Annotated in this window: 22 protein-coding genes; 11 read left to right on the top strand and 11 right to left on the bottom strand. The window is 65.9% G+C overall.

What is annotated here, in order from left to right:
* Window positions 1–504: 504 nt before the first annotated feature.
* From ACYQ2W_RS03725 to ACYQ2W_RS03715, 3 genes are all read right to left on the bottom strand, one after another.
* Window positions 505–2,286 carry a sodium:solute symporter family protein gene (locus ACYQ2W_RS03725; RefSeq protein WP_459863349.1) on the bottom strand — a complete coding sequence of 594 codons (1,782 nt, stop codon included), beginning with the start codon at window positions 2,284–2,286 and terminating at the stop codon, window positions 505–507.
* Window positions 2,287–2,298: 12 nt separating this feature from the next.
* The gene (locus tag ACYQ2W_RS03720) at window positions 2,299–2,559 is read right to left on the bottom strand and encodes a DUF4212 domain-containing protein (RefSeq protein ID WP_459863346.1); all 261 of its coding nucleotides are present in this window, start codon (window positions 2,557–2,559) and stop codon (window positions 2,299–2,301) included.
* Window positions 2,560–2,977: 418 nt separating this feature from the next.
* Window positions 2,978–4,900, bottom strand: a complete 1,923-nt coding sequence (locus tag ACYQ2W_RS03715) for a putative nucleotidyltransferase substrate binding domain-containing protein (protein WP_459863344.1) — start codon at window positions 4,898–4,900, stop codon at window positions 2,978–2,980.
* A gap of 1,068 nt (window positions 4,901–5,968) precedes the next feature.
* On the opposite strand from ACYQ2W_RS03715, the gene ACYQ2W_RS03710 reads away from it, so the two are divergent.
* Entirely contained in the window at window positions 5,969–6,316 is a 348-nt protein-coding gene (locus tag ACYQ2W_RS03710; protein ID WP_459863340.1) for a rhodanese-like domain-containing protein, read from the top strand.
* 260 nt (window positions 6,317–6,576) lie between these two features.
* Window positions 6,577–7,371, top strand: coding sequence for a spermine/spermidine synthase domain-containing protein (locus ACYQ2W_RS03705; protein WP_459863337.1), 795 nt, complete (start codon window positions 6,577–6,579; stop codon window positions 7,369–7,371).
* A 50-nt stretch (window positions 7,372–7,421) separates the two neighbouring features.
* Here ACYQ2W_RS03705 and ACYQ2W_RS03700 read toward each other — a convergent pair whose 3' ends face one another.
* The 6 genes from ACYQ2W_RS03700 to ACYQ2W_RS03675 form a co-directional block, all read right to left on the bottom strand.
* On the bottom strand, window positions 7,422–8,189 hold the full coding sequence (locus ACYQ2W_RS03700; RefSeq protein WP_459863335.1) for a tyrosine-type recombinase/integrase: 768 nt from the start codon (window positions 8,187–8,189) through the stop codon (window positions 7,422–7,424).
* A gap of 242 nt (window positions 8,190–8,431) precedes the next feature.
* Window positions 8,432–9,001 (bottom strand): TetR/AcrR family transcriptional regulator, encoded by a 570-nt coding sequence (locus ACYQ2W_RS03695; RefSeq protein ID WP_459863332.1) that lies wholly within the window; start codon window positions 8,999–9,001, stop codon window positions 8,432–8,434.
* Between the two features lie 524 nt (window positions 9,002–9,525).
* A complete protein-coding gene (gene cysS / locus ACYQ2W_RS03690; protein WP_459863330.1) occupies window positions 9,526–10,917 on the bottom strand; it encodes a cysteine--tRNA ligase in 1,392 nt (463 codons plus the stop codon).
* A gap of 18 nt (window positions 10,918–10,935) precedes the next feature.
* A complete protein-coding gene (locus ACYQ2W_RS03685; protein ID WP_459863328.1) occupies window positions 10,936–11,316 on the bottom strand; it encodes a thioredoxin family protein in 381 nt (126 codons plus the stop codon).
* A gap of 162 nt (window positions 11,317–11,478) precedes the next feature.
* Window positions 11,479–12,261, bottom strand: coding sequence for a ParB/RepB/Spo0J family partition protein (locus ACYQ2W_RS03680; protein ID WP_459863326.1), 783 nt, complete (start codon window positions 12,259–12,261; stop codon window positions 11,479–11,481).
* Between the two features lie 61 nt (window positions 12,262–12,322).
* Window positions 12,323–12,529, bottom strand: a complete 207-nt coding sequence (locus ACYQ2W_RS03675; protein ID WP_459863324.1) for a hypothetical protein — start codon at window positions 12,527–12,529, stop codon at window positions 12,323–12,325.
* 100 nt (window positions 12,530–12,629) lie between these two features.
* On the opposite strand from ACYQ2W_RS03675, the gene atpD reads away from it, so the two are divergent.
* The 7 genes from atpD (at window position 12,630) to ACYQ2W_RS03640 (ending at window position 17,642) form a co-directional block, all read left to right on the top strand.
* Window positions 12,630–14,060, top strand: coding sequence for a F0F1 ATP synthase subunit beta (atpD, locus tag ACYQ2W_RS03670; protein WP_459863322.1), 1,431 nt, complete (start codon window positions 12,630–12,632; stop codon window positions 14,058–14,060).
* 273 nt (window positions 14,061–14,333) lie between these two features.
* Window positions 14,334–14,726, top strand: a complete 393-nt coding sequence (locus ACYQ2W_RS03665) for a F0F1 ATP synthase subunit epsilon (RefSeq protein WP_459863320.1) — start codon at window positions 14,334–14,336, stop codon at window positions 14,724–14,726.
* An 83-nt stretch (window positions 14,727–14,809) separates the two neighbouring features.
* Window positions 14,810–15,217, top strand: coding sequence for an AtpZ/AtpI family protein (locus tag ACYQ2W_RS03660; RefSeq protein ID WP_459863318.1), 408 nt, complete (start codon window positions 14,810–14,812; stop codon window positions 15,215–15,217).
* 304 nt (window positions 15,218–15,521) lie between these two features.
* On the top strand, window positions 15,522–15,815 hold the full coding sequence (locus ACYQ2W_RS03655; protein ID WP_459863316.1) for an ATP synthase subunit I: 294 nt from the start codon (window positions 15,522–15,524) through the stop codon (window positions 15,813–15,815).
* A 91-nt stretch (window positions 15,816–15,906) separates the two neighbouring features.
* Window positions 15,907–16,617 (top strand): F0F1 ATP synthase subunit A, encoded by a 711-nt coding sequence (locus ACYQ2W_RS03650; protein WP_459863314.1) that lies wholly within the window; start codon window positions 15,907–15,909, stop codon window positions 16,615–16,617.
* Window positions 16,610–16,882, top strand: coding sequence for a F0F1 ATP synthase subunit C (locus ACYQ2W_RS03645; RefSeq protein ID WP_459863312.1), 273 nt, complete (start codon window positions 16,610–16,612; stop codon window positions 16,880–16,882). The genes ACYQ2W_RS03650 and ACYQ2W_RS03645 overlap by 8 nt, the downstream gene beginning before the upstream one ends.
* 1 nt (window position 16,883) lies before the next feature.
* Window positions 16,884–17,642: a F0F1 ATP synthase subunit B family protein gene (locus ACYQ2W_RS03640; RefSeq protein ID WP_459863310.1), complete on the top strand. Its 759-nt coding sequence runs from the start codon at window positions 16,884–16,886 to the stop codon at window positions 17,640–17,642.
* Between the two features lie 338 nt (window positions 17,643–17,980).
* On the opposite strand, the gene lptG is transcribed toward ACYQ2W_RS03640, so the two are convergent.
* Both lptG and lptF read right to left on the bottom strand, forming a co-directional pair.
* Window positions 17,981–19,045: an LPS export ABC transporter permease LptG gene (gene lptG / locus ACYQ2W_RS03635; RefSeq protein ID WP_459863308.1), complete on the bottom strand. Its 1,065-nt coding sequence runs from the start codon at window positions 19,043–19,045 to the stop codon at window positions 17,981–17,983.
* Window positions 19,042–20,169: an LPS export ABC transporter permease LptF gene (lptF, locus tag ACYQ2W_RS03630; protein WP_459863306.1), complete on the bottom strand. Its 1,128-nt coding sequence runs from the start codon at window positions 20,167–20,169 to the stop codon at window positions 19,042–19,044. Before lptF ends, lptG begins: the two co-directional genes overlap by 4 nt.
* Window positions 20,170–20,348: 179 nt before the next feature.
* Here lptF and ACYQ2W_RS03625 point away from each other — a divergent pair, with 179 nt between their 5' ends.
* A complete protein-coding gene (locus ACYQ2W_RS03625; protein ID WP_459863304.1) occupies window positions 20,349–21,848 on the top strand; it encodes a leucyl aminopeptidase in 1,500 nt (499 codons plus the stop codon).
* Window positions 21,849–22,023: 175 nt separating this feature from the next.
* Entirely contained in the window at window positions 22,024–22,455 is a 432-nt protein-coding gene (locus ACYQ2W_RS03620) for a DNA polymerase III subunit chi (RefSeq protein WP_459863302.1), read from the top strand.
* Window positions 22,456–22,472 lie beyond the last annotated feature (17 nt).

Genomic DNA, 22,472 nt, shown 5'->3' with positions numbered 1-22,472 from the left:
CAAGGCGCGCAAAGGGGCGCATACTCGTTGTATGCAACCCTTTGCGCAACGCCGCTGGGCGGAGTGGCTCGGCGTTCCAAAACAGGAAGTTATTCTTTCGCGGGCCCTTAGGCCGCGATGGCGCTCTGTCCGCCAACCTCCGCGAGCCGCGAAAGGGAAAGCACTTCGAATCATCGCGGCCTAAGGGCCGCTCCTACAAGTGGAACGGATTCCACGGCGCGAAAGAAAGACAACCCCGTTTAGATGGATGTCACCCCGAGCCAGCGCCGTCGGAAAGGTTCGGTGGGTTACGGCGCGCCCGAATGTCGAAGTCAAACGGCGCGCTCATCTCGACGCGCGCCTAACCCACCCTACGCTCGATCAAGCGCCGGATGAAGACGCCTGACAATGAATCCACACAGGAACGCAAACAACCCATTTGCGTCTATTTGCGTTCATTTGTGGACTCGAATTTCCATAACAGACGGGCCCCGCCCGGAGGCGGGGCCCGCTCCCCGGCCGGTCCTAGTGACCGGTCGCACCACCCGCGCCCTTCGGCACGCGGATGTCCTCCACCAGGTGCTGGATGTGCTCCGGCACCGGGGCGGTCATCTTCGACACCACCACCGCGGCGATGAAGTTCAACAGCGCGCCCACCGCGCCGAAGGACTCGGGCTGGATGCCCATCACCCAGTGGGCGGCGTCGTTGGGCAGGTTGTTGGTGCCCGGGACGAAGAACCACCCCTTGTAGACGAAGATGTAGACCAGGGTGGACCCCAGACCCACCAACATGCCGACCACCGCGCCGGTGCTGTTCATCTTCTTGTTGAAGATGCCCATCATCAGCGCCGGGAACAGCGAGGAGGCGGCGAGACCGAAGGCCAGCGCCACCACCTGGGCGGCGAAGCCCGGCGGGTGGAGGCCGAAGTAGCCGGCCACCATGATCGCACCGGCCATGGCGATACGGCCGGCCATCAGCTCGCTCTTCTCCGAGATGTCGGGCCGGAACACGCCCTTCAGCAGGTCATGGGAGATCGCCGAGGCGATCGCCAGCAGGAGACCGGCGGCGGTGGAGAGCGCGGCGGCGATACCGCCGGCGGCCACCAGGGCGATGACCCAGTTGGGCAGCTTGGCGATTTCGGGGTTGGCGAGCACCATGATGTCGCGGTCCACCTTGACCATCTCGTTGCCCTTCCAGCCGTACTCGGCCTCGGCCTTGGCGGCGAACTCCTTGTTCTTGTCGTTGTAGTACTGGATGCGGCCGTCGCCGTTCTTGTCCTCGTACTTCAGCAGGCCGGTCTTCTCCCAGTTCTTGAACCAGTCGGGACGCTCGTCGTAGACCAGGCTGCCGGTGGGGCTGCCCACTTCGCCCGGTTGGACGGTCTTCATCAGGTTGAAGATCGCCATCGCACCGACCGCCGGGGCGGTGGTGTAGAGCAGCGCGATGAAGACCAGCGCCCAGCCCGCGGAGGAGCGGGCGTCCTTCACCTTGGGCACGGTGAAGAAGCGGACGATGACGTGCGGCAGACCGGCGGTGCCGATCATCAACGACATGGTCAATAGCACCATGTTGAGCGTCGTCCCCTTCTGCGCGGTGTATTCGGCGAAGCCGATCCCCGCCAGCACCTCGTTGAGCCGCATCAGCATGTGGCCGCTGTTGTCGGCCATGGTGGCGCCGAGACCGAGCTGGGGCAGCGGCACGCCGGTGAGCTGCAGGGAGATGAACACCGCCGGCACCGTATAGGCGAAGATCATCACGCAGTACTGGGCGATCTGGGTGTAGGTGATGCCCTTCATGCCACCCATCACCGCATAGAAGAAAACGATCGCCATGCCGGTGAAGAGGCCGGTGGCGAAGTCCACTTCGAGGAAGCGCGAGAAGGCCACGCCGATACCCTTCATCTGGCCGATGACGTAGGTGATCGAGGCGACGATCAGGCAGATGACGGCGACGATGCGGGCGGTCTGCGAGTAGTAGCGGTCACCGATGAACTCGGGCACGGTGAACTTGCCGAACTTGCGCAGGTAGGGCGCCAGCAGCATCGCCAGCAGCACGTAGCCGCCAGTCCAGCCCATCAGGTAGACCGAGGCGTCGTAGCCTTTGAAGGCGATCAGGCCGGCCATCGAGATGAAGGAGGCCGCCGACATCCAGTCGGCGCCGGTGGCCATGCCGTTGGCGACCGGGTGGATGCCGCCGCCGGCGACGTAGAACTCACCGGTGGTGCCGGCACGCGCCCAGATGGCGATGCCGATGTAGAGGGCGAAGGTGATGCCCACTACGATAAAGGTCAACGTTTGCAGATCCATGGAGGCTCCCCTTTAGTCTTCGTGGACGTCGAACTGGCGATCGAGCTGATTCATCCGCCAGGCGTAGAAGAAGATCAGCGCCAGGAACGTATAGATCGATCCCTGCTGGGCGAACCAGAAGCCGAGGGGATAACCCCCGAGCATGATGGAGTTGAGCGGCCCGACCAGAATGATGCCGAAGCCGAAGGACACGACGAACCAGATCACCAGGCAGATCATCAGAAGGCGCAGGTTGGCCTTCCAATACTCCGCCATCTTCTCTGATGACGACATTTGCGTTCTCCTCTGTTGTTGAAATTTGGGGAGATCCCCCCTCCGCGATCACAACCCGTCGCTCCCGCTCTCACCGGAAACGGCGGGCAAACCTCTCCGCCCTCCCGGGCAGCGGCCTCTCCTCCCCCGTAGGCCTATTCCTCTACACGACAACACGGCCGCGCTGTAGGAGCGGCCCCTAGGCCGCGAGGCGCCGTCTCCGTTTCTCCCAACCGTGTCCGACGCCTCAGGCGCTGAACTCCGCACATCGCGGCCTAGGGGCCGCTCCTACAGCCGCCGCCGGACTCTCCGCGCCACAGCCCTCGTGCATGTTGTAGGCGCAGTCTCCGTCTCTCCCACCGGCATCCTAAACTCGGGCGCCGCGCTCCGCACATCGCGCCCTAGGGGCCGCTCCTACAGGCCGGGGCCAGAACCGCTCCTACAATTGGTACTCCAGCGACAGCTTCAGCTGGAGCTTGCGCGCCTGGCGGAACGCCTCCTTGAGAATCCGCTGGTCCAGCTCGTTCAGCGAGTCGGGATCGAGGTGATTGCTCATCGGCCGCCCCTCACCCGCCTGGCGCTGGTGGGTGCGCATGCGCAGCAGCTGGATGTAGTGGTAGGCCTCGTTCCACGCCTCCACGTCGGCGGCGCGCATCACTCCCTTCTCCACCATCGCCGCCAGCCGCGCGCCGGTGTTGGTCTCCCCCACCCCGTGGGCGAGGGCGTAGATGCGGGCGGCATCGACGAAGGGGGCGAGCCCCTCCACCTTGAGGTCGAAGGTGTGCGGGTGGTCGCCGCCGCGGCTCACCCGGAAGTCACGGATCATCCCCAGCGGCGGCCGGTTGCGCAGGGCGTTGGCGGCCATCTGGTGACGGAACCGGCTGTTGCGGGCGGTACGTTCGAGCAGCTCCTCGCGCAGTGCCTCCACCGGTCGCTCGGGACCGTAGAGAGGGCGATAGTCGAAGAAGATGGTGGCCTTCAGCAGGTGCTCCGGAGTGCCCTGGTCGATCCAGCGCTCGAACCGCGCGAGCCACTCCGCGCGGGAGAGGCAGCACTCCGGATTGCTCGCCATGATGTTGCCCGGGCAGAGCGGGAAGCCGCAGCGGGCCAGCGCCTCGTTGACCCGGCGGGCGAACGGCAACAGCCGGGCGCGCACGTTCTCCGCTTCACTGTCACCGGCGGCCTCGAACAGGATGCCGTTGTCCTGGTCGGTCTTCAGGGTCTGCTCACTGCGTCCTTCGCTACCGAAAGAGAGCCAAGTGAACTCCGGCAGCTCCCCCTCTTCATCCTCCAGGCAGAGTTCGATCACCCGCCGGGTGAGATGGTCGTTGAGGCGGGCGACGATCTCGGTGAGCTGGGCCACCGAGGCGCCCTGGGCGAGCATCCGGTCGATCAGCCGGTGAACGTCGCGTCCCAACCGCACCAGGCTCTCCACATCGGCGGCCCGCGGGATCGCCCGCGACAGGCTGGAGAGGCCGACCCGCTGCAGCGAGAAGAGATCGCGCTCCGAGAGCACTCCCTCCAGGCGGCCGTCGCGCACCACGCAGACGTGGCCGAAGCCGTGCTCGGCCATCAGCAGCGCCGCCTCGTGGGCGTAGGCCTGGACCGGCAGCGTCACCGGTTCGGCGGTCATCACCGCGGAGAGGGGACGGTCGAGGGCGACGCCCGGCAGCACCACCCTTGAGAGCAGGTCGTGGAGGGTGAACAGCCCCACCGGACGGCCGACGTCATCCACCGCCACGATGCTCCCGACGTGCTCCCGCTCCATCGCCGCCAGCGCTTCGCCCAGCGGGGTTGCGGCACGGGCGGTGACCGGCTCGCGCCGCACCAGCCCGCCCAGCGGGGCGCTCAGCGGAGCGCCGTCGACGTTGCCGGCGGCGAGCCGCGCCCGCTCACCACGCAGCGCCTGGTCCAGCAGATTGGCCAGGCGGCGAGAGCAAAAGTCGTGGAACACCGCGCTCTGCGCCAGCAGCAACTCGAAGTCGTGCCGCTCCAGGGCGTAGCAGATGGTCTCCTCCACCGCCCGTTGCACCATATGCACCGGACGGTGGGAGAGCAGCGCACCGATCGGGAAACACTCACCGGCCACCAGCTCCCATGCCTGACGCTCCTCGGCCTCCTCCTCGCCCTCCTCATGGGCAAGCTCGCCGCGGACCCTTCCCTCCTTGATGATGTAGAAGCGCCGGGCGGGGCCGTCCTCCGGGGCGACGATCACCTCGCCGGGGGCGAAATAGCGGGGTTCGAGGCGCTTGGCAAGAAACTCGAGCTGCGAGCCCCCCATATGGTCGAAGGGGGCGTGCCGCCCGAGAAAATCGAGGACGGGGGTCAGCAGGGAGGGGGAACTTTTTGGGGTCTCGGCCATCGGACATCCGCTAAAAAGCCGCCACGGGCCTAGGGAGAACCCGTGGCGGAAACCACTAAGGGAGACCCCGTAGAAACAAGATGCGTGCCGAGCTGATGTTTCCTAAATTTTCAATAAGTTACAAAATTATTACCGAGCCGTACGTTACGGGACGTAACAGATTTCCCCTCAACGGAAGGCGCGATACGTTACGGATCGTAACGGAGTGACAGATGACAGAGCGGCGCCGGGGCCCGATTTCGGGTCAACCCATTTCCGATATTTTTTCCTTGCCCCCAACCGTTCACCACACATCGACTCGCCGTGAGAGCGTGGCTTTTCTCGTTTCCACGCTCCGCGTGGAAAGTCTTCTTTGACGCTCTGCGTCATGCTGAACGACGACACCAAATTTCAGCGCCTTGCCAAACGCCTGGACGCAGAGCGTCCAAGGTCCCCGGTTGCGACGCAGAGCGTCGCAACCAGCGAGTCGACAAAGGTGGAGGGGCGGCCCTGGCCGCCCTCCCCCTCCGCCTGAAGCCATTTTTCTCGTTTCCACGCTCCGCGTGGAAACGTCTTCTTTGACGCTCTGCGTCATGCTGAACGAAGACACCAAAATTTCAGCGCCTTGCCAAACACCTGGACGCAGAGCGTCCAAGGTCCCCGGTTGCGACGCAGAGCGTCGCAACCAGCGAGTCGACAAAGGTGGAGGGGCAGCCCTGGCCGCCCTCCCCCTCCGCCTGAAGCCATTTTCTCGTTTCCACGCTCCGCGTGGAAACGTCTTCTTTGACGCTCCGCGTCATGCTGAACGAAGACACCAAAATTTCAGCGCCTTACCAAACACCTGGACGTAGAGCGTCCAAGGTCCCCGGTTGCGACGCAGAGCGTCGCAACCAGAGAATCGACAAAAGCGAAGGGGCGGCCCTGGCCGCCCTCCGCCCTCCGCCCTCCGCCCTCCGCCTGAAGCCTGAAGCCTGAAGCCTGACGCCTGACGCCTGACGCCTTTTGCCTGAAACCCAAAAAGGTTGACATATCAGCAAATTCTAATAAACTCTCCCTCAACCCGAATACCTGAGCGAGGCGCTAAACAATATGTTTTCGCTACCCATCCAAGAGATCGACGCCACCGAACTGAAACAGTGGATCGAGGCCAAGGGCGAGCAGTTCCGGATCATCGACGTGCGCGAGGCGATGGAGCACGCCCAGGGCACCATCCCCAATGCCGAGTTGATGCCGCTCTCCACCCTTGGCCACCGCATCCAGGAGATCGAGCGTGATCGCGAGGTGGTCTTCATCTGCCGCAGCGGCGCCCGCTCCGGCCAGGTTTGCGCCTATCTCGCCAACATGGGGTACGAAAAGGTCTACAACCTGCGCGGCGGCATGATCGGCTGGGTGCGCAGCGGCTTCCAGCCGGTCGCACCGATGAGCGCCAGCGCCTGACGGGGGAACCTATCCGGCGCCTCGCGGTCACAAGGTTTTCTCCCCCAAAGCTGGACAGGAACGTCCAACTTCTTTTCCTCCTCTGGAAACACCGCCGCGGCTCCCCGCCCGGCGGTATTTTTTTGCCTACAGGGACGTAGGTATGCGGCGTGAGCAGGACGCGGAAGCAGTAGCCACGGAATTCTTTACCGAAGAAAATCCCCGTAGCGCTTCGCGCGCCGGGCATTTTCTTCGGTAAAGAATTCCGTATGTGGGGGAATATGGCTTTGTTTTCCGGAAAGATCGTCCACCGGGCCCGGGATCGGTGGGGCTCCATCGAGGTGGTGGAGGATGGGGCGGTGCGCTCGCTGCACTTCGGTACCGCGGCGCGGCAGAGCGCCATGTCGCTCTATGAACCGGACTATCTGCTGCTCAGCTACACCCGGGCGATGGTCGCGCCGCTGCTCTTCGTCGAGGCGCCACGACGGGTGTTGCTGGTGGGATTGGGCGGCGGCTCGGTGGCCAAGTTCCTGCTGCGCCACTATCCGCAGTGCCACATCGAGGCGGTGGAGCTGCGCCCGGAGGTGGTCGGAGCGGCGCGTCGCTGGTTCGATCTCCCGACGCCCCCCAATCTGGAGATCTCGATCGGAGACGGGGCGGAGTTTCTGTTCCGCGCCGACGACGGGGGCTACGACCTGATCCTGATCGACGCCTACGACCACGCCGGCATGGCCCCGGGACTGGGCGAGGGCGACGTGCTCGCCGCCGCCGCGCGGGCGCTGCGCGCCGGTGGCGCGTTTTCGCTCAACGCCTGGAGCGCGGAACACGCGCTGTTCGACAAGGTGGAACGGGCCCTGCTCCACCACTTCGAGCGGCGGGTGCTACGGCTGCCGGTGACGGAGAAGGGGAACGTGATCCTGATCGGGTTGGACAACGCCCTCGGCCTCAGCGCCGCAGGCCGCCTGAAACGGCGCGCAGCAGAACTGGACCAGCGCCTCGGCATCGGACTGCAACAACAACTGGCGGCCCTGCGACGTCACAACTCGCTGGCCCGCATCGGGCGGTCGATCTTTTAGGATAACGACTCACCCTTCTGAGGCGAGCAGTTCCTTTTTGGGAACCGGCCTCACTCCAGACCGCAGGCCATCGCCAGTTTGCGAATCCGTGGCGCCATGCTCGCCCGACGTACTCGTTCGCCCCGCCGGGAGACCCATAGCGGGCCGGACAGTTGCGACCCGAGCAAAGCGGTGCGGGTCTCCAGCCATTGATCCAACCACTCCATGGTCTTCGCGTCGACTGCCGCGACCACCGTCTGGCCGCTGCTCGCGCGATAGCGGATGACCCCTTCGGGAAGCACCACGTAATGCTGAAGTGCCGTGGGATCGTAAAGATCCAGCCCCACGACTCCACCGAGCCAGGTACCGGTGACCTGCATCATCCGCAGGAAGGCGCGATCACGGATATTCTCGAAGCTGTCCGCCGGAACCCCGTCCAAGGGTTCCAGCGCCTTCTGCAGCGCCGGCGACAGCAGTCGCTCTTCAGGAAGGCGCAACGGGGGGAACCCCTCGAAAGGATTGCGCGCTGCAGACAACAGGTGACGCTGGGAGGCATGGACGAACAACAAGCGCACGAACGCCGCCGCATAGAGCGACGAGACCTCCTCGGCCAGTCCGTCCAACCAACGCTTGAGATGGCTCCTGCGGATCTTGTCGATCTCGTTGACCCCGAGCCCTTCCATCGACTCCCGCCAAACGCTCAACAGCTCGTGGCACTGCTCCCGCTCCGATCGGCTGAGCCGCTGATTGTCACGACTGCCAAGGAAATTTTCGATCAGCGTCTCAAGATCGCCGGAGCTTTTTCGGACGCCTCGACGAGACCCATGGCTTGCTGCCATATCCATCCCTTCCCGTACCCGCAACGCTGTCCGGCACCCATCGCCGGACTGAAACGACCGAACGGTCGTCTGGATTATCGCTTGAACCTGCGTGCAGTTTAAACCAAACGGTGGTTTGGAATAACTGGGGAAGGGGGATTTTCCGTTTCAGAACGGTAAAAAAGGGGCCAAGAATGAAAAAAAATGGGGAAAACGATGGAATAATTGAAAATTATGCGTGGTAGTACGGCGCGGGAAGGCGCTCACCCGCCCTTGTCGTCACGGTCGCGGAAGTCGATCAGACGCGCGGTTGCCCGTAGCGACACCTTCTCGCCGTAGACGTCGCCCAGCAACACCGTACCGAGGGTCCGCGCAACCACTTCGCGAGCCAACTCCCGCGCTTCCCGCTCATCCCTCTGCTCGGAGAAGATGTGGACCAGGGCACGAATCCAGGCATCGAAGCATTTGCGGATCACCGGCAGGAACTCCGGCTCGTTGGTGATCTCCAGGGCGAGGTTGTGGATGACACAGCCGCCGGAATTGGAGGTAAGGTATCCCTCCATGGCGGCCATCGTCGCCTCGAGGCGCTCGGTTCCGGAGAGGGTCTCGCGGTAGGCCAGCGAGAAGATCTCCTCGTCGAAGCGGTGCTCCACGTAGCGCAACACGGCCAGGGCGATCGCCTTCTTGCTCGGGAAGTAGTGATAGATGCTACCCTTGAGCAGACCGCAGGCCCGGCCGACATCGGCCATCGAAGTGTTGCTGTATCCTTTGGTGCGGAATAGCTCCAGCGCCGCCAGGACGATCGCTTCGGCATTGGTCTTTCGGCTGACCATATGGGGCCTTCTTATCCGTTCTACTTGTAAGAAAATGATTGATAACTAAGATCCCACGATAGCCCCTCGCCCGGCTGGCGACAATTAGCTACTTTCGGAAGTTCTTGAAAGAAATCCTTTAACGATCTGTACGTTTTCTTACAACTCACCAGACGAAATCGTCGCCTCACGTAGGAATTATCCTACAACCAATCACTTCCGAAGCAGACCAATAACTACATGTATGGGAAGGATATTCCCCTGATATTCGCCCTTCATTCTTTCGACTTTCCCCACCAAACCACTCGAACCTTCACTCTCTCGTTCATTTGACTGGGAGGAGACGTCCGGCAACCCTCCTTGCCCATACGGAAGCTCGCCGCATTGGACACGGCAAACGGAGAGGGAGGCAGACTCTCCCAACCGGGGGAGGAGGAACGAACGCCGCCCTGCAGCCCCTCCCTGGACGACGGACACGGACAAAAAAAAGGGGGCGCGGGCCGGTTCGGCCCGCGCCCCCTCTCGGGGGAACGCCGCAGTGGACGCTATCCGCGCCGCCAGCGGGTCTCGCCGGCGGAGTCCTCCAGGATGATTTCGTGGGCCTTGAACAGGTCGCGGATACGGTCGGCCTCCGCCCAATCCTTCGCCGCCCGCGCCTTCGCCCGGCGGACGATCAGCGCCTCGATCTCCTCATCGCTCAAAGTGTCGTCGCCCGCCTGGGCCGGCATTCCCTTGAGGAAGGCCTCGGGATCATCCTGCAGCAGGCCGAGCACCCCGCCGATGGCCCGCATCCGCGCCCCCAGCCGAGCCGCCTCGTTCGGCTCGGCGTCACGTAGACGATTCACCTCGCGGGCCAGCTCGAAAAGCACCGCCAGCGCCTCGGGGGTATTGAAGTCGTCGTCCATCGCCGCCTCGAAGCGGCGCTGGTACTCGTCACCCTCCACCGCCTCGATCCGTTCGAGGCCGCGCAGCGCGGTGTAGAGACGGGTCAGCGCGCCGCGGGCCTGGTCGAGCTGTTCGTCGGAGTAGTTGAGCGGGCTGCGGTACTGGCTGGTGAGGATGAAGTAGCGCACCTCCTCGGCCCGGTAGCGGGCGAGGATCTCGCGCACGGTGAAGAAGTTGCCCAGGGACTTGGACATCTTCTCCTCGTTGATCCGCACGAAGCCGTTGTGCATCCAGTAGTTGACGAAGGTCTCGCCGGTCGCCCCCTCGCTCTGGGCAATTTCGTTCTCGTGGTGGGGGAACTGGAGGTCGGCGCCGCCGCCGTGGATGTCGAAGTGGTTGCCGAGGCAGTCGCAGGACATCGCGGAACATTCGATGTGCCAGCCGGGCCGCCCGCGTCCCCACGGGGAGTCCCACGCCGGCTCGCCGGGCTTGGCCGCCTTCCACAGGGCGAAGTCCAACGGGTCGTCCTTCGCCTCACCGATCTCCACCCGCGCCCCCGCCCGCAGGTCCTCGGGGTTCTTGCCGGAGAGACGGCCGTAGCCGGTGAAGCTGGAGACGTCGTAGTAGACGTCGCCGTTGCCGGCGACGTAGGCGTGGCCGTTGGCGATCAGTTGCTCGATCATCGCCAGGATCTGTTCCATCGAGGTGGTGGCGCGGGGCTCGACGTCGGGTGGGAGTACGCCAAGCGCCGCAGCGTCCTCGTGCATCGCCGCGATGAACCGCTCGGTGAGCTCGGTGAAGGGTTCGCCGTTGGCGTTGGCGCGGTTGATGATCTTGTCGTCGATGTCGGTGACGTTACGCACATAGGTCACCTCGAAACCGCGGACACGCAGATAGCGCACCACCACGTCGAAGGCCACCAGCACCCGGGCGTGGCCCAGATGACAGTAGTCGTAGACGGTCATGCCACAGACGTAGATCCGCACCTTACCCGCCTCGATCGGACGGAATGCCTCCTTCTGGCGGGTGAGACTGTTGTAGATCTGCAGCATCGACACTCTCCGTGAGGATCAGTTGGCGCTGCCGGCGGAGGCCTGCTGTTCGGCCACCTGCTTGTGGACCTCGGCCATGTCGAGGGCCTTGGCCTTCTCCACCACGTCCTGGAAAGCGCCCTTGGGCAGCGCGCCGGCCTGGGAGAAGATCACCACCTTCTCGCGGATGATCATCAGGGTGGGGATGGAGCGGATCTGGAAGGAGCCGGCCAGCTCCTGCTCCACCTCGGTATTGACCTTGCCGAAGACGATGTCGGGGTGGTCCGCGGAGACCTCCTCGTAGACCGGGCCGAAACCCTGACAGGGGCCGCACCAGGGGGCCCAGAAGTCGAGGATAATGAAATCCTTGTCGGCGAGCGTGGTCTCGAAATTGTCCTTGGTCAGTTCAACGGTAGCCATGGGATTCTCCGCAAGAGGATGGGCCTCTCGGCCGCCGACCAGCGGGAACGGCCGGGAAGACCAGTGAGAGACGGTAGTCAGAATGCGGCCGACGACCGGCCGCGACGAGGTTCATAAGAGAACCTTAACATTCTCAAGCGGAGGATTAAAGACGACCGCCATTCAGGCGTACTCCACCAGCACCTGCCGCCGCTCCTCCTCGGACATGGTGTTGAGCACCTCGCGGGCCAACGCCACCCGCTGCTCCCCCTCCAGTCGCTGGGCAAGCTGCTCGAAGGCGCGGATCAGCCGATCGACCTCCTGCTCCGGGGAGAGCGGTGGGCGAGGCATGCGGGCGGTGACCGTCTCCCCCGCCACCGCCTGTTCGATCAGCGCGCGGCGCTCCCCCGCCTCCATGCGCCGCAGGGCATCCAGTTCACACCCCTTGTCGAGGATGGTCCCGGCCAGGTGCTCGGCGGTATAGCCCACCTCCTCGATGGAGGCGGCGCGGCGCAGGTCGCGATTGATCGCCGCCTTCGACTCGCCGGTAATCCCGGCGGTCTCGTCGGCGAAGTCGGGACGCGCCTCCTCTTCCCCTTCGCCCACCGCCCCCAGCTTGCGCTCCCACAGCTCCTTGCGCCGCTTCAGGTGGGCGGCCCGTTCGATCGGCGAGAGTTCGGAGCGCATCAGGTTCTCGTCCACCTCCCACAGCAGCGCCTCCACCTCGCCGCCGGCCATGGCGATGCACGGGACCCGCTCCAACCCGAGGCGCTTGCACGCCTCCAGGCGGTGGAGGCCGGCCACCAGGGTGTAGCCGCCGCCGTCGCCGATCACGCTCACCGGCACCTGGACCCCCAGGGCGCGGATGCTCTCGGCCAGCTTCTCCACCCGGTTCTCCACCACGTGGCGCATGCGCTTGCCGACGCGGATCGCGTCGACCGGGATCGATTCGATAACGGCGCTCATGGACTCTCCGGCTCGGGGATCGAAAAAGGCGGGTAGTGTACCGCGCGCCGGATCGCCCTCCCTACCACTCCTTCACGAACTCGGCGCGGCGGGTCCGCACCAGGGCCCGTTTCGGCACCTTGTAGATGCGCGCCAGCAGCTCCGCCTCGCGTAGCGCATCCCGTTCCGAGGGCTGGTTGGCGAAGTGCTTGATCCGGCCGTCGTTGCCGTAGCAGGCCACCGTCCAGTAGAGGCCGAAATCCTGGAGCCGAATGTTGGGCATGCTCATCCGCTGCTGCACCTCATGAACGATCGATGCTCCCCTAGGGGCGGGCGTGCCGTCCGCGAGTGGTTTATATAGTAGGAAGAATGACCATCGCAAGCACCCCATGAGCCCAGCCGACACCCCGTCCCGCCCCCCCTTCGCCGACGGCGCCGTCGCCGCCGTTCGCGGCTCGGTGGTGGACGTGTGCTTCACCCATCGTCTGCCGCCGTTGCGCCGCCGCCTGCTGGCCGGGGCGGGCGGTGAGGTGGTCCTGGAAGTGGCCGCCCACCTCGGGGAGCTGGAGGCGCGCTGCGTCGCCCTCACCCCCACCCGGGGAGTGGCCCGCGGCGACCCGGTGCGCGACGGCGGCGGACCGCTGACGGTGCCGGTGGGCGAGCGGCTGCTCGGCCGGATGCTCAACGTCTTCGGCGCCCCCATCGACGGCGGCGAGCCGCTCACCGGCGGCCTGTGGCAGAGCATTCATCAACCACCGCCCTCGCTGGAGCGGCGGGTGGTGGGACGCGAGACCTTCGTCACCGGAATCAAGGCGATCGACCTCCTCGCCCCCCTGGAGCGGGGCGGCAAGGCGGGGCTGTTCGGCGGTGCCGGGGTCGGCAAGACGGTGCTGATCACCGAGATGATCCACAACATGGTGGGGCGCTATCGCGGGGTCTCCATGTTCTGCGGCATCGGCGAGCGCTGCCGCGAGGCCGAGGAGCTGCACCGCGAGATGAAGGATGCGGGGGTGCTCGACAAGACGGTGATGGTGTTCGGCCAGATGAACGAGCCGCCGGGCGCCCGCTTCCGCGTCGGTCACGGGGCGCTGACCATGGCCGAGTGGTTCCGCGACAGCGCCAAGCAGGACGTGCTGCTGCTGATCGACAACATCTTCCGCTTCATCCAGGCGGGCGCCGAGGTCTCCGGGCTGATGGGGCAGATCCCCTCGCGGGTCGGCTATCAGCCGACGCTCGCCACCGAGATCGCCGAGCTGGAGGAGCGCATCTGCTCCACCGAATCGGGCTCCATCACCTCGGTGCAGGCGGTCTACGTGCCCGCCGACGACTTCACCGACCCGGCGGCCACCCACACCTTCGGGCATCTCACCGCGAGCATCGTGCTCTCGCGCAAGCGGGCCAGCCAGGGCTTCTACCCGGCCATCGACCCGCTGCGCTCCGACTCCAAGATGCTCACCCCGCAGACCGTCGGCGAGCGCCACTACCGCACCGCCCAGGCGGTGCGCCGCACCCTGAGCGAGTACGAGGAGCTGAAGGACATCATCGCCATGCTCGGCATGGAGGAGCTCTCCCAGCACGACCGCCACACCGTCGCCCACGCCCGCCGGCTGGAGCGGTTCCTCACCCAGCCGTTCTTCTCCACCGAACACTTCACCGGCATCGAGGGCCGCTCGGTGAGCCTGGAGGCGACCATCGACGGCTGCGAGCGGATCCTCGCCGACGCGTTCGCCGACCGGCCGGAGCAGGCGTTGTACATGATCGGGGAGGTCGATGAGGCGCTGGAAGGGAGCGGGAGTCGGACGAGGGAGGTAAAAGGTTAAAGGCGAAAGGTCAAAGGGAAGAGGATCGACTCAATTGAAAGGAATGTGCGTATTGGAAGCCTCATCCCGTTCGCTGATGAAGGCGCACCCTTGCGTGCCATCCCGCCCACTCGGCAGAGGGGAACGCGAAGCGTTCCCGACCTTTGACCTTTGACCTTTGACCTTTGACCTTTGACCTTTGACCTTTGACCTTTGACCTTTGACCTTTGACCTTTGACCTTTGACCTTTGACCTTTGACCTTTGACCTTTGACCTTTGACCCAGGCGCCGATGATGAAACTGAAAGTAATGGTCCCCACCGAGATCGTCGTCGACGAGCCGGCGACCAAGGTGATCGCCGAGGCGGAGGACGGCCAGTTCTGCCTGCTGCCGCGGCATATCGACTTCGTCGCGGCGCTGGTGCCGGGACTGCTCGCCTTCACCGACGCCCGGGGCGAGGAGGTCTACCTGGCGGTGGACGAAGGGACCCTGGTCAAACGGGACAGGGAGGTGCTGGTCTCGGTCCGCCACGCCCTGCGCGGCGAGAGCCTGGAGGCGCTGCACGAGACCCTGCGCCGGCAGTTCCACGAACTGGACGAACACGAACGGGCGGCCCGCACCGCCCTGGCGAAACTGGAGGCGGACGCGGTGCGCCGCTTCCTCGAACTGGGGAGCGACCGGCGATGAACGCGAAGGGCCCGCGAAAGAATAACTTCCTGTTTTGGGGCGTCGAGACGTCCGTCCGGCAAGGCGCGCAAAGGGGCGCATACTTGCCGTATGCAACCCTTTGCGCAACGCCGCCGGACGGAGCGGATCGGCGTTCCAAAACAGGGAGTTATTCTTTCGCGGACCCTAAGCGCAACGGCGATCCCGATTGGCGCGGCCCCCACCAGCGGCTCCACAACCGGATCGGCAAGAAGGCGGAGCGGCGTCTGCGCTCCCGCCGCGACCGGCGCTGGAACGGCTGGTTCGGCCTCGGCATGTTCGGCATGGTGGGCTGGTCGGTGGCGCTGCCCACCCTGCTCGGCATCGCCCTCGGGGTGTGGCTCGACGACCGGATGTCGACGGCGCGTTCCTGGACCCTGACCCTGCTGTTCGCCGGGCTCACCGTCGGGGTGCTGGTGGCGCTGCACTGGATTCGGCAGGAGAGCGGGGAGGACGAGGAAGGTGACCGGTGACGGATGGAGTACAGCCTTGGGGCTGTACGTGCGATACCATCTTCTCATCTTCTCGTTTCCACGCTCTGCGTGGAAACGTCTTTCTTCGACGCTCCGCGTCGTGTCAAACGAGGGCACCGCCCCCCCAATCCGACTCCAGGTCCGTAGGGCGGATTAGCGTAGCGTAATCCGCCGGGAACGAGGGCTCCTTCGCCGAAATCAGCCCCGATCCGGCGGATTACGCTATCGCTAATCCGCCCTACGTCCTACGTCCAACTCGACCGCAAAGGCGACGACGCCTGAGATATCCATCGGGACCCCCTGCGTGACCCCAACAGCGTGGCTTGAACTGCTCCCCTACCTCCTCGCAGGCGTCCTCCTCGGCGCGATCCATTTCGGCGGGCTGTGGTGGACGGTGCGACGACTGCCGACCGCCGCGCACCCGGCCCTGTGGACGGCCGGCAGCTTCCTGCTGCGCTCCGCCCTGGTGCTCGCGGGCTTCGCCTTGATCGCCCGCCAGGGGTGGCCACCGACCCTCGCGGCACTGGCCGGTCTGCTCGCGATCCGCCTGCTGCTGACCCGCCTCCTGGGTACCGTAACGAATCCGCACAACGGCTGACGGCAGGCGCCCCGAGGTCCGCTAGCCGCCCCCCTGAATCGGTGCTAGGTTGTCGGTAAAGAGGGGCCGCAACGGTCCATCGCGAGGCGGTATGGAGTTCAGCAGCGACCACACGATCCTCTGGCAATGGGGGTTGGTCAAACTCAACGCCACGATCCTCTATACATGGCTGGTCATGGCCCTGCTCGCGGGCGGCTCGTGGGCCGTCAGCCGCCGGCTGAGCAGCGACACCCGCATCTCCCACTGGCAGAACCTGCTGGAGGTGATCGTCGTCACCATCCGCAAGCAGGTGCATGAGATCAGCCAGTCGGAGGAGTCGGAGCACTACCTCCCCTTCGTCGGCACCCTCTACCTGTTCATCGCGCTGTCCGGCCTGCTCGGGGTGATCCCCGGCTTCCACCCGCCCACCGGCTCACTCTCCACCACCGCGGCGCTGGCCGCCTGCGTGTTCGTCGCGGTGCCGCTCTACGGCATCCGCCACGAGGGGCTGAGCAACTACCTGCGCCACTACTTCCAGCCCTCGCCGCTGATGTTTCCGTTCCACCTGATCGGCGAGCTGACCCGCACCCTGGCACTCGCCGTGCGACTGTTCGGCAACGTGCTCAGCGGGGTCACCCTGGGGGCGATCATCATCGGCATCGCGCCGCTCTTCTTCCCGGTGCTGCTGCAGGTGCTGGAGCTGCTGATCGGCCAGGTGCAGGCGTTCATCTTCGCCATCCTCGCCACCGTCTACATCGCCTCCGCCGCCCACGGCCATCATCGTGGGGAAGAACCGCCGACCAAGGGAGAAGACCATGGATAACGCCACCCTGATCGCCGTCGCCTCGGTGGCGATGGCCGCCCTCGCGGTGGCCATCGGCTCCATCGGCACCGCCATCGGCATGGGCCGGGCGATCGCCCAGGCCCTCACCTCCATCGCCCAGCAGCCCGACGAGGCCAACACCGTCACCCGCACGCTGTTCGTCGGTCTGGCGATGATCGAATCGCTGGCCATCTACTGTTTCGTGGTGGCGATGATCCTGCTCTTCGCCAACCCCTTCTGGGATCAATTGATCCAGGCGGGGTGAGATGCAGATCGACTGGTTCACCTTCTTCGCCCAGATCGCCAACTTCCTGCTGCTGATCTGGCTGCTCAAGCGCTTCCTCTACCGGCCGGTGACCCGTGCCATGGAGCAGCGTGAGGCGTTCATCGCCGCGCGCCTGGAGGAGGCCCGGGAGCGGGAGGCGAGCGCCGACGAGAAGGCGCTCGACTATCAGCGCCAGCTCCATGAACTGGAGGCGAGCCGCGAAGAGGGTCTGCGCCAGGCGCGGGAAGAGGCGGAGGCGCTGCGCCGGCGCCTGCTGGAGGAGGCGCGGGTCGAGCTCGCCGACACCCGCAAGCGCTGGAGCCGGCAGTTGGAGGAGGAACGGGGAGAACACATCGACGAGATCAAACGCCAGATCGCCCGCGAGGTCTGCGCGGTGAGCCGGCAGGCGCTCCTCGCACTGGCCGACGTCGAGCTGGAGCGGCAGATGGTGACCGTCTTTCTCGGCCGCCTCGCCGAGATGGACGGGACTCAACGGGAACGGATCGCCGCGGAGTGCCGGGGCCACGCGGTCACCCTGTACACGCGGGAGGCGTTGGACGAGACGCTGCGCCGCAGGGCGGACGCGGTGATCGGCGGACTCACCGGTGAAGGGGCGGAACTGCGCTTCGCGACCAGCGAGCGCTGGCAGTGCGGCATCGAACTGGAGCTGCCCGGCCGCTCCATCACCTGGACGCTGGACGACTACCTGCACGACCTGGAGGCCCATCTGAACGCCACCCTGACCAAGACAGCCAACTGACGAATCCGATCGAAGCCCCCCCTGGTTACCACGCTCCGCGTGGTAACCAGGGCTTCCACATCGGCAGAGGAGCCGAACCTGGACGCTCCGCGTCGGCCGCCCTTCACCGCAGCTGCGGTGTCATGACAGGACGCAGAGCGTCCAAGGACCGCCGGTTGCGACGCCGCCGGTTGCGACGCCGCCGGTTACGACGCAGAGCGTCGTAACCAGAGCAACTGGACGCTCCGCGTCGGCGACCCGCTTTCCGAAACCACGGTGCCATGACAGGACGCAGAGCGTCCAAAGGCCCCTGGTTGCGACGCAGAGCGGCGCAACCAGGGGAGCGTCCGAGCGGAGCGTCAGCGCACCCGCCGCAACATCACCATCGCCAGCCCGAGGAACAGCAGGCTCGGCGCGAAGGCGGTGAAGGCGGCATTCAAACCGTAGATCTGCCCCAGGTGGCCGATAGTCTGGTTGAACAGGTGGAAGCCGATCCCCAGCAGCGCCCCCACCGTGAAGCGCAGCCCGATGGCCGCCGAACGCATCCGGCCGAAGGAGAAGGGGACCGCCAGCACCAGCATCACCAGCCCGGTGAAAGGCACGCTGACCCGCCCCCAGAAGGCGTGCTCGTAACGCACCGCATCGAGGCCGTTGTCGAGCAGATAGGCGATGTAGCGGGCCAACCCCCACGCCGACAGCCGCTCCGGGGCGATCGTCACCACGTTGATCAACTCCGGACTGAGCAGCGAATCCCACGGCGCCCGGGGCAGGGAACTCACCGTCACCTTCTTCTCGTCGATGACGCTCTGTTCGATTCCCTCCAGCAGCCAGCCCTGTTTCTGATAGACCGCGCCGCGGGCGGCGGTGGCCTTGCGCAGGCGGCGCTCGCCGTCGAACTCGTAGATGTAGATGCCGCCCAGGCGCCCGCCGGGGAAGATGTCGCGGATGTTGATGAAGTCGTTGCCGTCGCGCACCCAGAAACCGTTGGCGCTGCGGAAGATGGCGTTCTGCGATTGAGCCACCGCCCGCCGGTTGAGGGCGTACTGGTCCACCGGCGGCGCCACCACCTCGCCGACCAGGGTGGCGCCGAGCATGATCACCGCCCCGCTTTTCAGCACCGAGCCGACCAGCCGCTGGAGCGAGACGCCGGCGGCACGGATCGCGGTCAACTCCGCATGGGCGGCCAGCGCACCGAGCGCGAACAGCGCGCCGATCAGCGCGCTGTAGCCGATTACTTCGTGGATCCGGCGGGGAATGGTGAGCAGGATGTAGAGGGCCGCCTCGGCGGTGGTGTAGTCCCCCTTGCCGACGTCGGGCAGCTCGCCGAGGAAACCGAAGAAGAGTTCGATCGACACCAGCACCGCCAACACCGTCAGGGTGGCACGCAGCAGGACGCGGCCGACGTAACGGTCAAGGACCTTCATGCCGCCCTCGCCCGCCGCCACAGGCGGCGTGTCCAGCCCAGATCCACCGCCCAGGCCAGCAGCACGATCGCGCCGAGCAGCAGGTGGACCCACCACAGACCGATCCACGTCGGCACCCCCTCACGCTCCACCAGCTTGCGTGCGACGGTAAGCACGTTGGTGTAGATCAGGTAGGTAAGCAGCGCCACGCCGAGCTTGCCATAGCGCCCCTGGCGCGGCTGCAGCCGTGCCAGGGGGACCGCCAGCAACGCCAGCAGGAGCAGCGACAGCGCCACCGAGAAGCGCCACTGCAACTCGGCCACGTCCGGCGGCTCCGCCGCGGCGAGCAGCTCCTCCACCGAGCGCGCCTCCCGGTCGTAATGCCCCTCGCGGGGCAGGCGGCTCTCCTCGATCAGCACCCGGTGGCGCTGGTAGCGGATGATCCGGTAGTCCGCCGAACCGGGCGTCCCCTCGTAGATGTAGCCGTTCTCCATCACCAGGTAGCGGTCGCCGGTGGCCTCGTCCACCTCCAGGGTGGCCCGCTCCGGCGACTGGATGGAGGTGATGCCACCCCCCTTCACCGCGTGGATGAAGAGGTTGCTCATCTCCTGCTGGTCGCGGCTCATCCGCTCCACGTAGAAGATGCGGTTGCCCGACGGGCTCTCCTTGAAGCGCCCCGCAGCCACCCCGGTCACCTCCGAGCTGCGCGCCGCCTCCCGCTCGATGTCCTCCACCGTCCGCGCCGCCCACGGGGAGAGGCGCATCGTCATGTAGAGCACCAGCAGGAAGATCAGCCCGGCGGCGCCCAGCACCGGCCGCAGCAGCCGCGGATTGCCCACCCCGCAGGCGGCCAGGGCGGCCATCTCGTTGTCGCGGTACATCCGCCCGAGGACCAGCAGCAGCGCCAGGTAGAAGCCCATCGGCAGCAGCAGTGCCAGATACTGCAGCCCCTTCAGCGCGAGCATGGTGAAGATCACGTCGTTGGGCAGCTGGCCGGCCGCCACGTCGGCCAGGAAATGGACCAGGCGGTTGCTGATCAGGATCAGCAGCAGCACCCCCACCACTGCCGATAGCGTCAGCAACAACTCGCGGAGGAGAAACCGGTCGATCACGCCGAAAAAGGGAACTTTGCTTTTTTTGGACAATGGCATTGTCTTTACAGAAAACGGCGTATTAATTACAATTTTCCCACCACGAACCGGCCCTCTCCCGCTTTGCCAAACGGGGCAAAAACGGGCGCTAACGGTATACCGAAACCCCCGCCCCTGCAATCCGGGGCAAGCCGCCGCAGTCGGCGCGGCGCGTCGTCGTTGAGGAACAGCCAATGGAATACAGTGTCAAGAGCGGCAGCCCGGAAAAGCAGCGGACCGCCTGCGTCGTCGTCGGCGTGTTCGAGCCACGACGTCTCTCCACCGCCGCCGAGCAGCTCGATCAGGCCACCGGCGGCATGATCTCCGCAGTGGTACGCCGCGGCGACATGGAGGGCAAGCTGGGCCAGACGCTACTGCTGCACACCAACGCCGACACCGCGATGACCGACCGCATCCTGCTGGTCGGTTGCGGCAAGGAGCGCGAATTCAACGAGAAGAACTACCGCGCCACGGTCGCCACCGCCGCCGACACCCTCAACCAGACCGGCGCCATGGAGGCGGCCTGCTACCTGCCGGAACTGCACCTGAAGGGGCGCGACATCCCGTGGAAGGTACGCCAGGCGGTGCTCGCGGTGGAGGAGGCGCTCTACCGCTTCGACCAGTTGAAGAGCAAGAAGGACACCGAGCGCCGCCCGCTGCGCCGGCTGATCCTCCACGTCCCCTCGCGCCGCGACCTCAACGACGGTGAGCAGGCGATGCGCGAGGGGATCGCCATCGCCGGCGGCGTCGGCCTGGCCAAGGACCTGGGCAACCTGCCCGGCAACATCTGCACCCCCGCCTACCTGGCGAAGAAGGCCGCCGATCTCACCAAGCACCAGGAGCGGCTGGAGGTGGAGGTGCTGGAGGAGGCGCAGATGGAGGAGCTGGGGATGGGCGCCCTGCTGTCGGTCTCCCGCGGCTCCCGCCAGCCGGCGAAGCTGATCGTCATGCGCTACCGCGGCGGCGCCGAGGGTGAGAAGCCGATCGTGCTGGTGGGCAAGGGGCTCACCTTCGACGCCGGCGGCATCAGCCTCAAGCCGGCCGCGGCGATGGACGAGATGAAGTACGACATGTGCGGCGGCGCCTCGGTCTTCGGCACCCTGGCCGCGGCGATGGAGCTGGCGCTGCCGCTCAACCTGATCGGCGTGGTGCCCAGCTCCGAGAACCTCCCCGACGGCGCCGCCAACAAGCCCGGCGACGTCGTCACCTCGATGTCGGGCCAGACCATCGAGGTCCTCAACACCGACGCCGAGGGGCGGCTGATCCTCGCCGACGCCCTCACCTACAGCGAACGCTTCGACCCGGAGACGGTGATCGACATCGCCACCCTCACCGGCGCCTGCGTGGTGGCGCTGGGCTCCCACGCCTCGGGCCTGCTGGGCAACCACCCGCCGCTGGTCAACGACCTGCTCGCCGCCGGCCGCGAGAGCAGCGACCGCGCCTGGGAGCTGCCGCTGTGGGACGACTACCAGGAGCAGCTGAAGAGCCCGTTCGCCGACATGGCCAACATCGGCGGCAAGGAGGGAGGCACGATCACCGCCGGCTGCTTCCTCTCGCGCTTTACCAGGAAATTCCGCTGGGCCCACCTCGACATCGCCGGCACCGCCTGGAGGAGCGGCGAGAAGAAGGGCTCGACGGGGCGGCCAGTGCCGCTGCTGGTGCAGTACCTGCTGGATCGGGTGGCGGAAAAGTGAAGGGACGCGATTTCGATCGCGCTTGGTCAGGTCAAAGGTGAAAGGTCAAAGGAAAGAGGCCGTGCCGCTCCGACGCGCCACCTCCCGAGCGATCCAGCACCAAACAGGCCGATGGCGCCCAACGGAGCCCCTTTAACCTTTCGCCTTTAACCTTTTGCCTCACTCATCGAGACCCATGCCCCAAGTCGACTTCTACATCTCCCCCGACCAGCGCCCCGAGGCCCGCGAGCGACTCTGCTGCCGCCTCGCCGAAAAGGCCTACCGCGCCGGCCAGCGGGTCTACATCCACGCCGCCAGCGGCGCCCAGGCGAGACGCCTCGACGAGCTGCTGTGGACTTGGCGCGACGGCAGCTTCCTGCCCCACACGCTCTACCCGGCCGGGAACGGCGATCCCTCACCGGTATTGATCGGCCACCGCGACGACCCGCCCGGCGAGAATCAGGTGTTGATCAATCTGGCCGACGTCCCGCCGCCCTTCGCCCGCCGCTTCGCCCGCCTTCTCGAACCGGTCGCCGGCAGCGACGAAGAACGCGCCACCGCCCGCCGCCGCTACCGTTCCTATCAGCAACAGGGGTACACTCCCGGTAGTCACGAGGTGTCCGCCTGACGACACCCCGCCGTGAG

It is taken from the genome of Endothiovibrio diazotrophicus, from assembly GCF_054657215.1.
Note: the sequence above shows the minus strand (reverse complement) of the source record. Positions and strands in the feature narration are given on the sequence as shown.

Bases quoted from the DNA above. Each gene is read 5' to 3' on its own strand.
- ACYQ2W_RS03725 (WP_459863349.1), bottom strand. From the start codon at position 2,286: ATGGATCTGCAAACGTTGACCTTTATCGTAGTGGGCATCACCTTCGCC.
- ACYQ2W_RS03720 (WP_459863346.1), bottom strand. From the start codon at position 2,559: ATGTCGTCATCAGAGAAGATGGCGGAGTATTGGAAGGCCAACCTGCGC.
- ACYQ2W_RS03715 (WP_459863344.1), bottom strand. From the start codon at position 4,900: ATGGCCGAGACCCCAAAAAGTTCCCCCTCCCTGCTGACCCCCGTCCTC.
- ACYQ2W_RS03710 (WP_459863340.1), top strand. From the start codon at position 5,969: ATGTTTTCGCTACCCATCCAAGAGATCGACGCCACCGAACTGAAACAG.
- ACYQ2W_RS03705 (WP_459863337.1), top strand. From the start codon at position 6,577: ATGGCTTTGTTTTCCGGAAAGATCGTCCACCGGGCCCGGGATCGGTGG.
- ACYQ2W_RS03700 (WP_459863335.1), bottom strand. From the start codon at position 8,189: ATGGCAGCAAGCCATGGGTCTCGTCGAGGCGTCCGAAAAAGCTCCGGC.
- ACYQ2W_RS03695 (WP_459863332.1), bottom strand. From the start codon at position 9,001: ATGGTCAGCCGAAAGACCAATGCCGAAGCGATCGTCCTGGCGGCGCTG.
- cysS (WP_459863330.1), bottom strand. From the start codon at position 10,917: ATGCTGCAGATCTACAACAGTCTCACCCGCCAGAAGGAGGCATTCCGT.
- ACYQ2W_RS03685 (WP_459863328.1), bottom strand. From the start codon at position 11,316: ATGGCTACCGTTGAACTGACCAAGGACAATTTCGAGACCACGCTCGCC.
- ACYQ2W_RS03680 (WP_459863326.1), bottom strand. From the start codon at position 12,261: ATGAGCGCCGTTATCGAATCGATCCCGGTCGACGCGATCCGCGTCGGC.
- ACYQ2W_RS03675 (WP_459863324.1), bottom strand. From the start codon at position 12,529: ATGAGCATGCCCAACATTCGGCTCCAGGATTTCGGCCTCTACTGGACG.
- atpD (WP_459863322.1), top strand. From the start codon at position 12,630: ATGAGCCCAGCCGACACCCCGTCCCGCCCCCCCTTCGCCGACGGCGCC.
- ACYQ2W_RS03665 (WP_459863320.1), top strand. From the start codon at position 14,334: ATGAAACTGAAAGTAATGGTCCCCACCGAGATCGTCGTCGACGAGCCG.
- ACYQ2W_RS03650 (WP_459863314.1), top strand. From the start codon at position 15,907: ATGGAGTTCAGCAGCGACCACACGATCCTCTGGCAATGGGGGTTGGTC.
- ACYQ2W_RS03645 (WP_459863312.1), top strand. From the start codon at position 16,610: ATGGATAACGCCACCCTGATCGCCGTCGCCTCGGTGGCGATGGCCGCC.
- ACYQ2W_RS03640 (WP_459863310.1), top strand. From the start codon at position 16,884: ATGCAGATCGACTGGTTCACCTTCTTCGCCCAGATCGCCAACTTCCTG.
- lptG (WP_459863308.1), bottom strand. From the start codon at position 19,045: ATGAAGGTCCTTGACCGTTACGTCGGCCGCGTCCTGCTGCGTGCCACC.
- ACYQ2W_RS03625 (WP_459863304.1), top strand. From the start codon at position 20,349: ATGGAATACAGTGTCAAGAGCGGCAGCCCGGAAAAGCAGCGGACCGCC.
- ACYQ2W_RS03620 (WP_459863302.1), top strand. From the start codon at position 22,024: ATGCCCCAAGTCGACTTCTACATCTCCCCCGACCAGCGCCCCGAGGCC.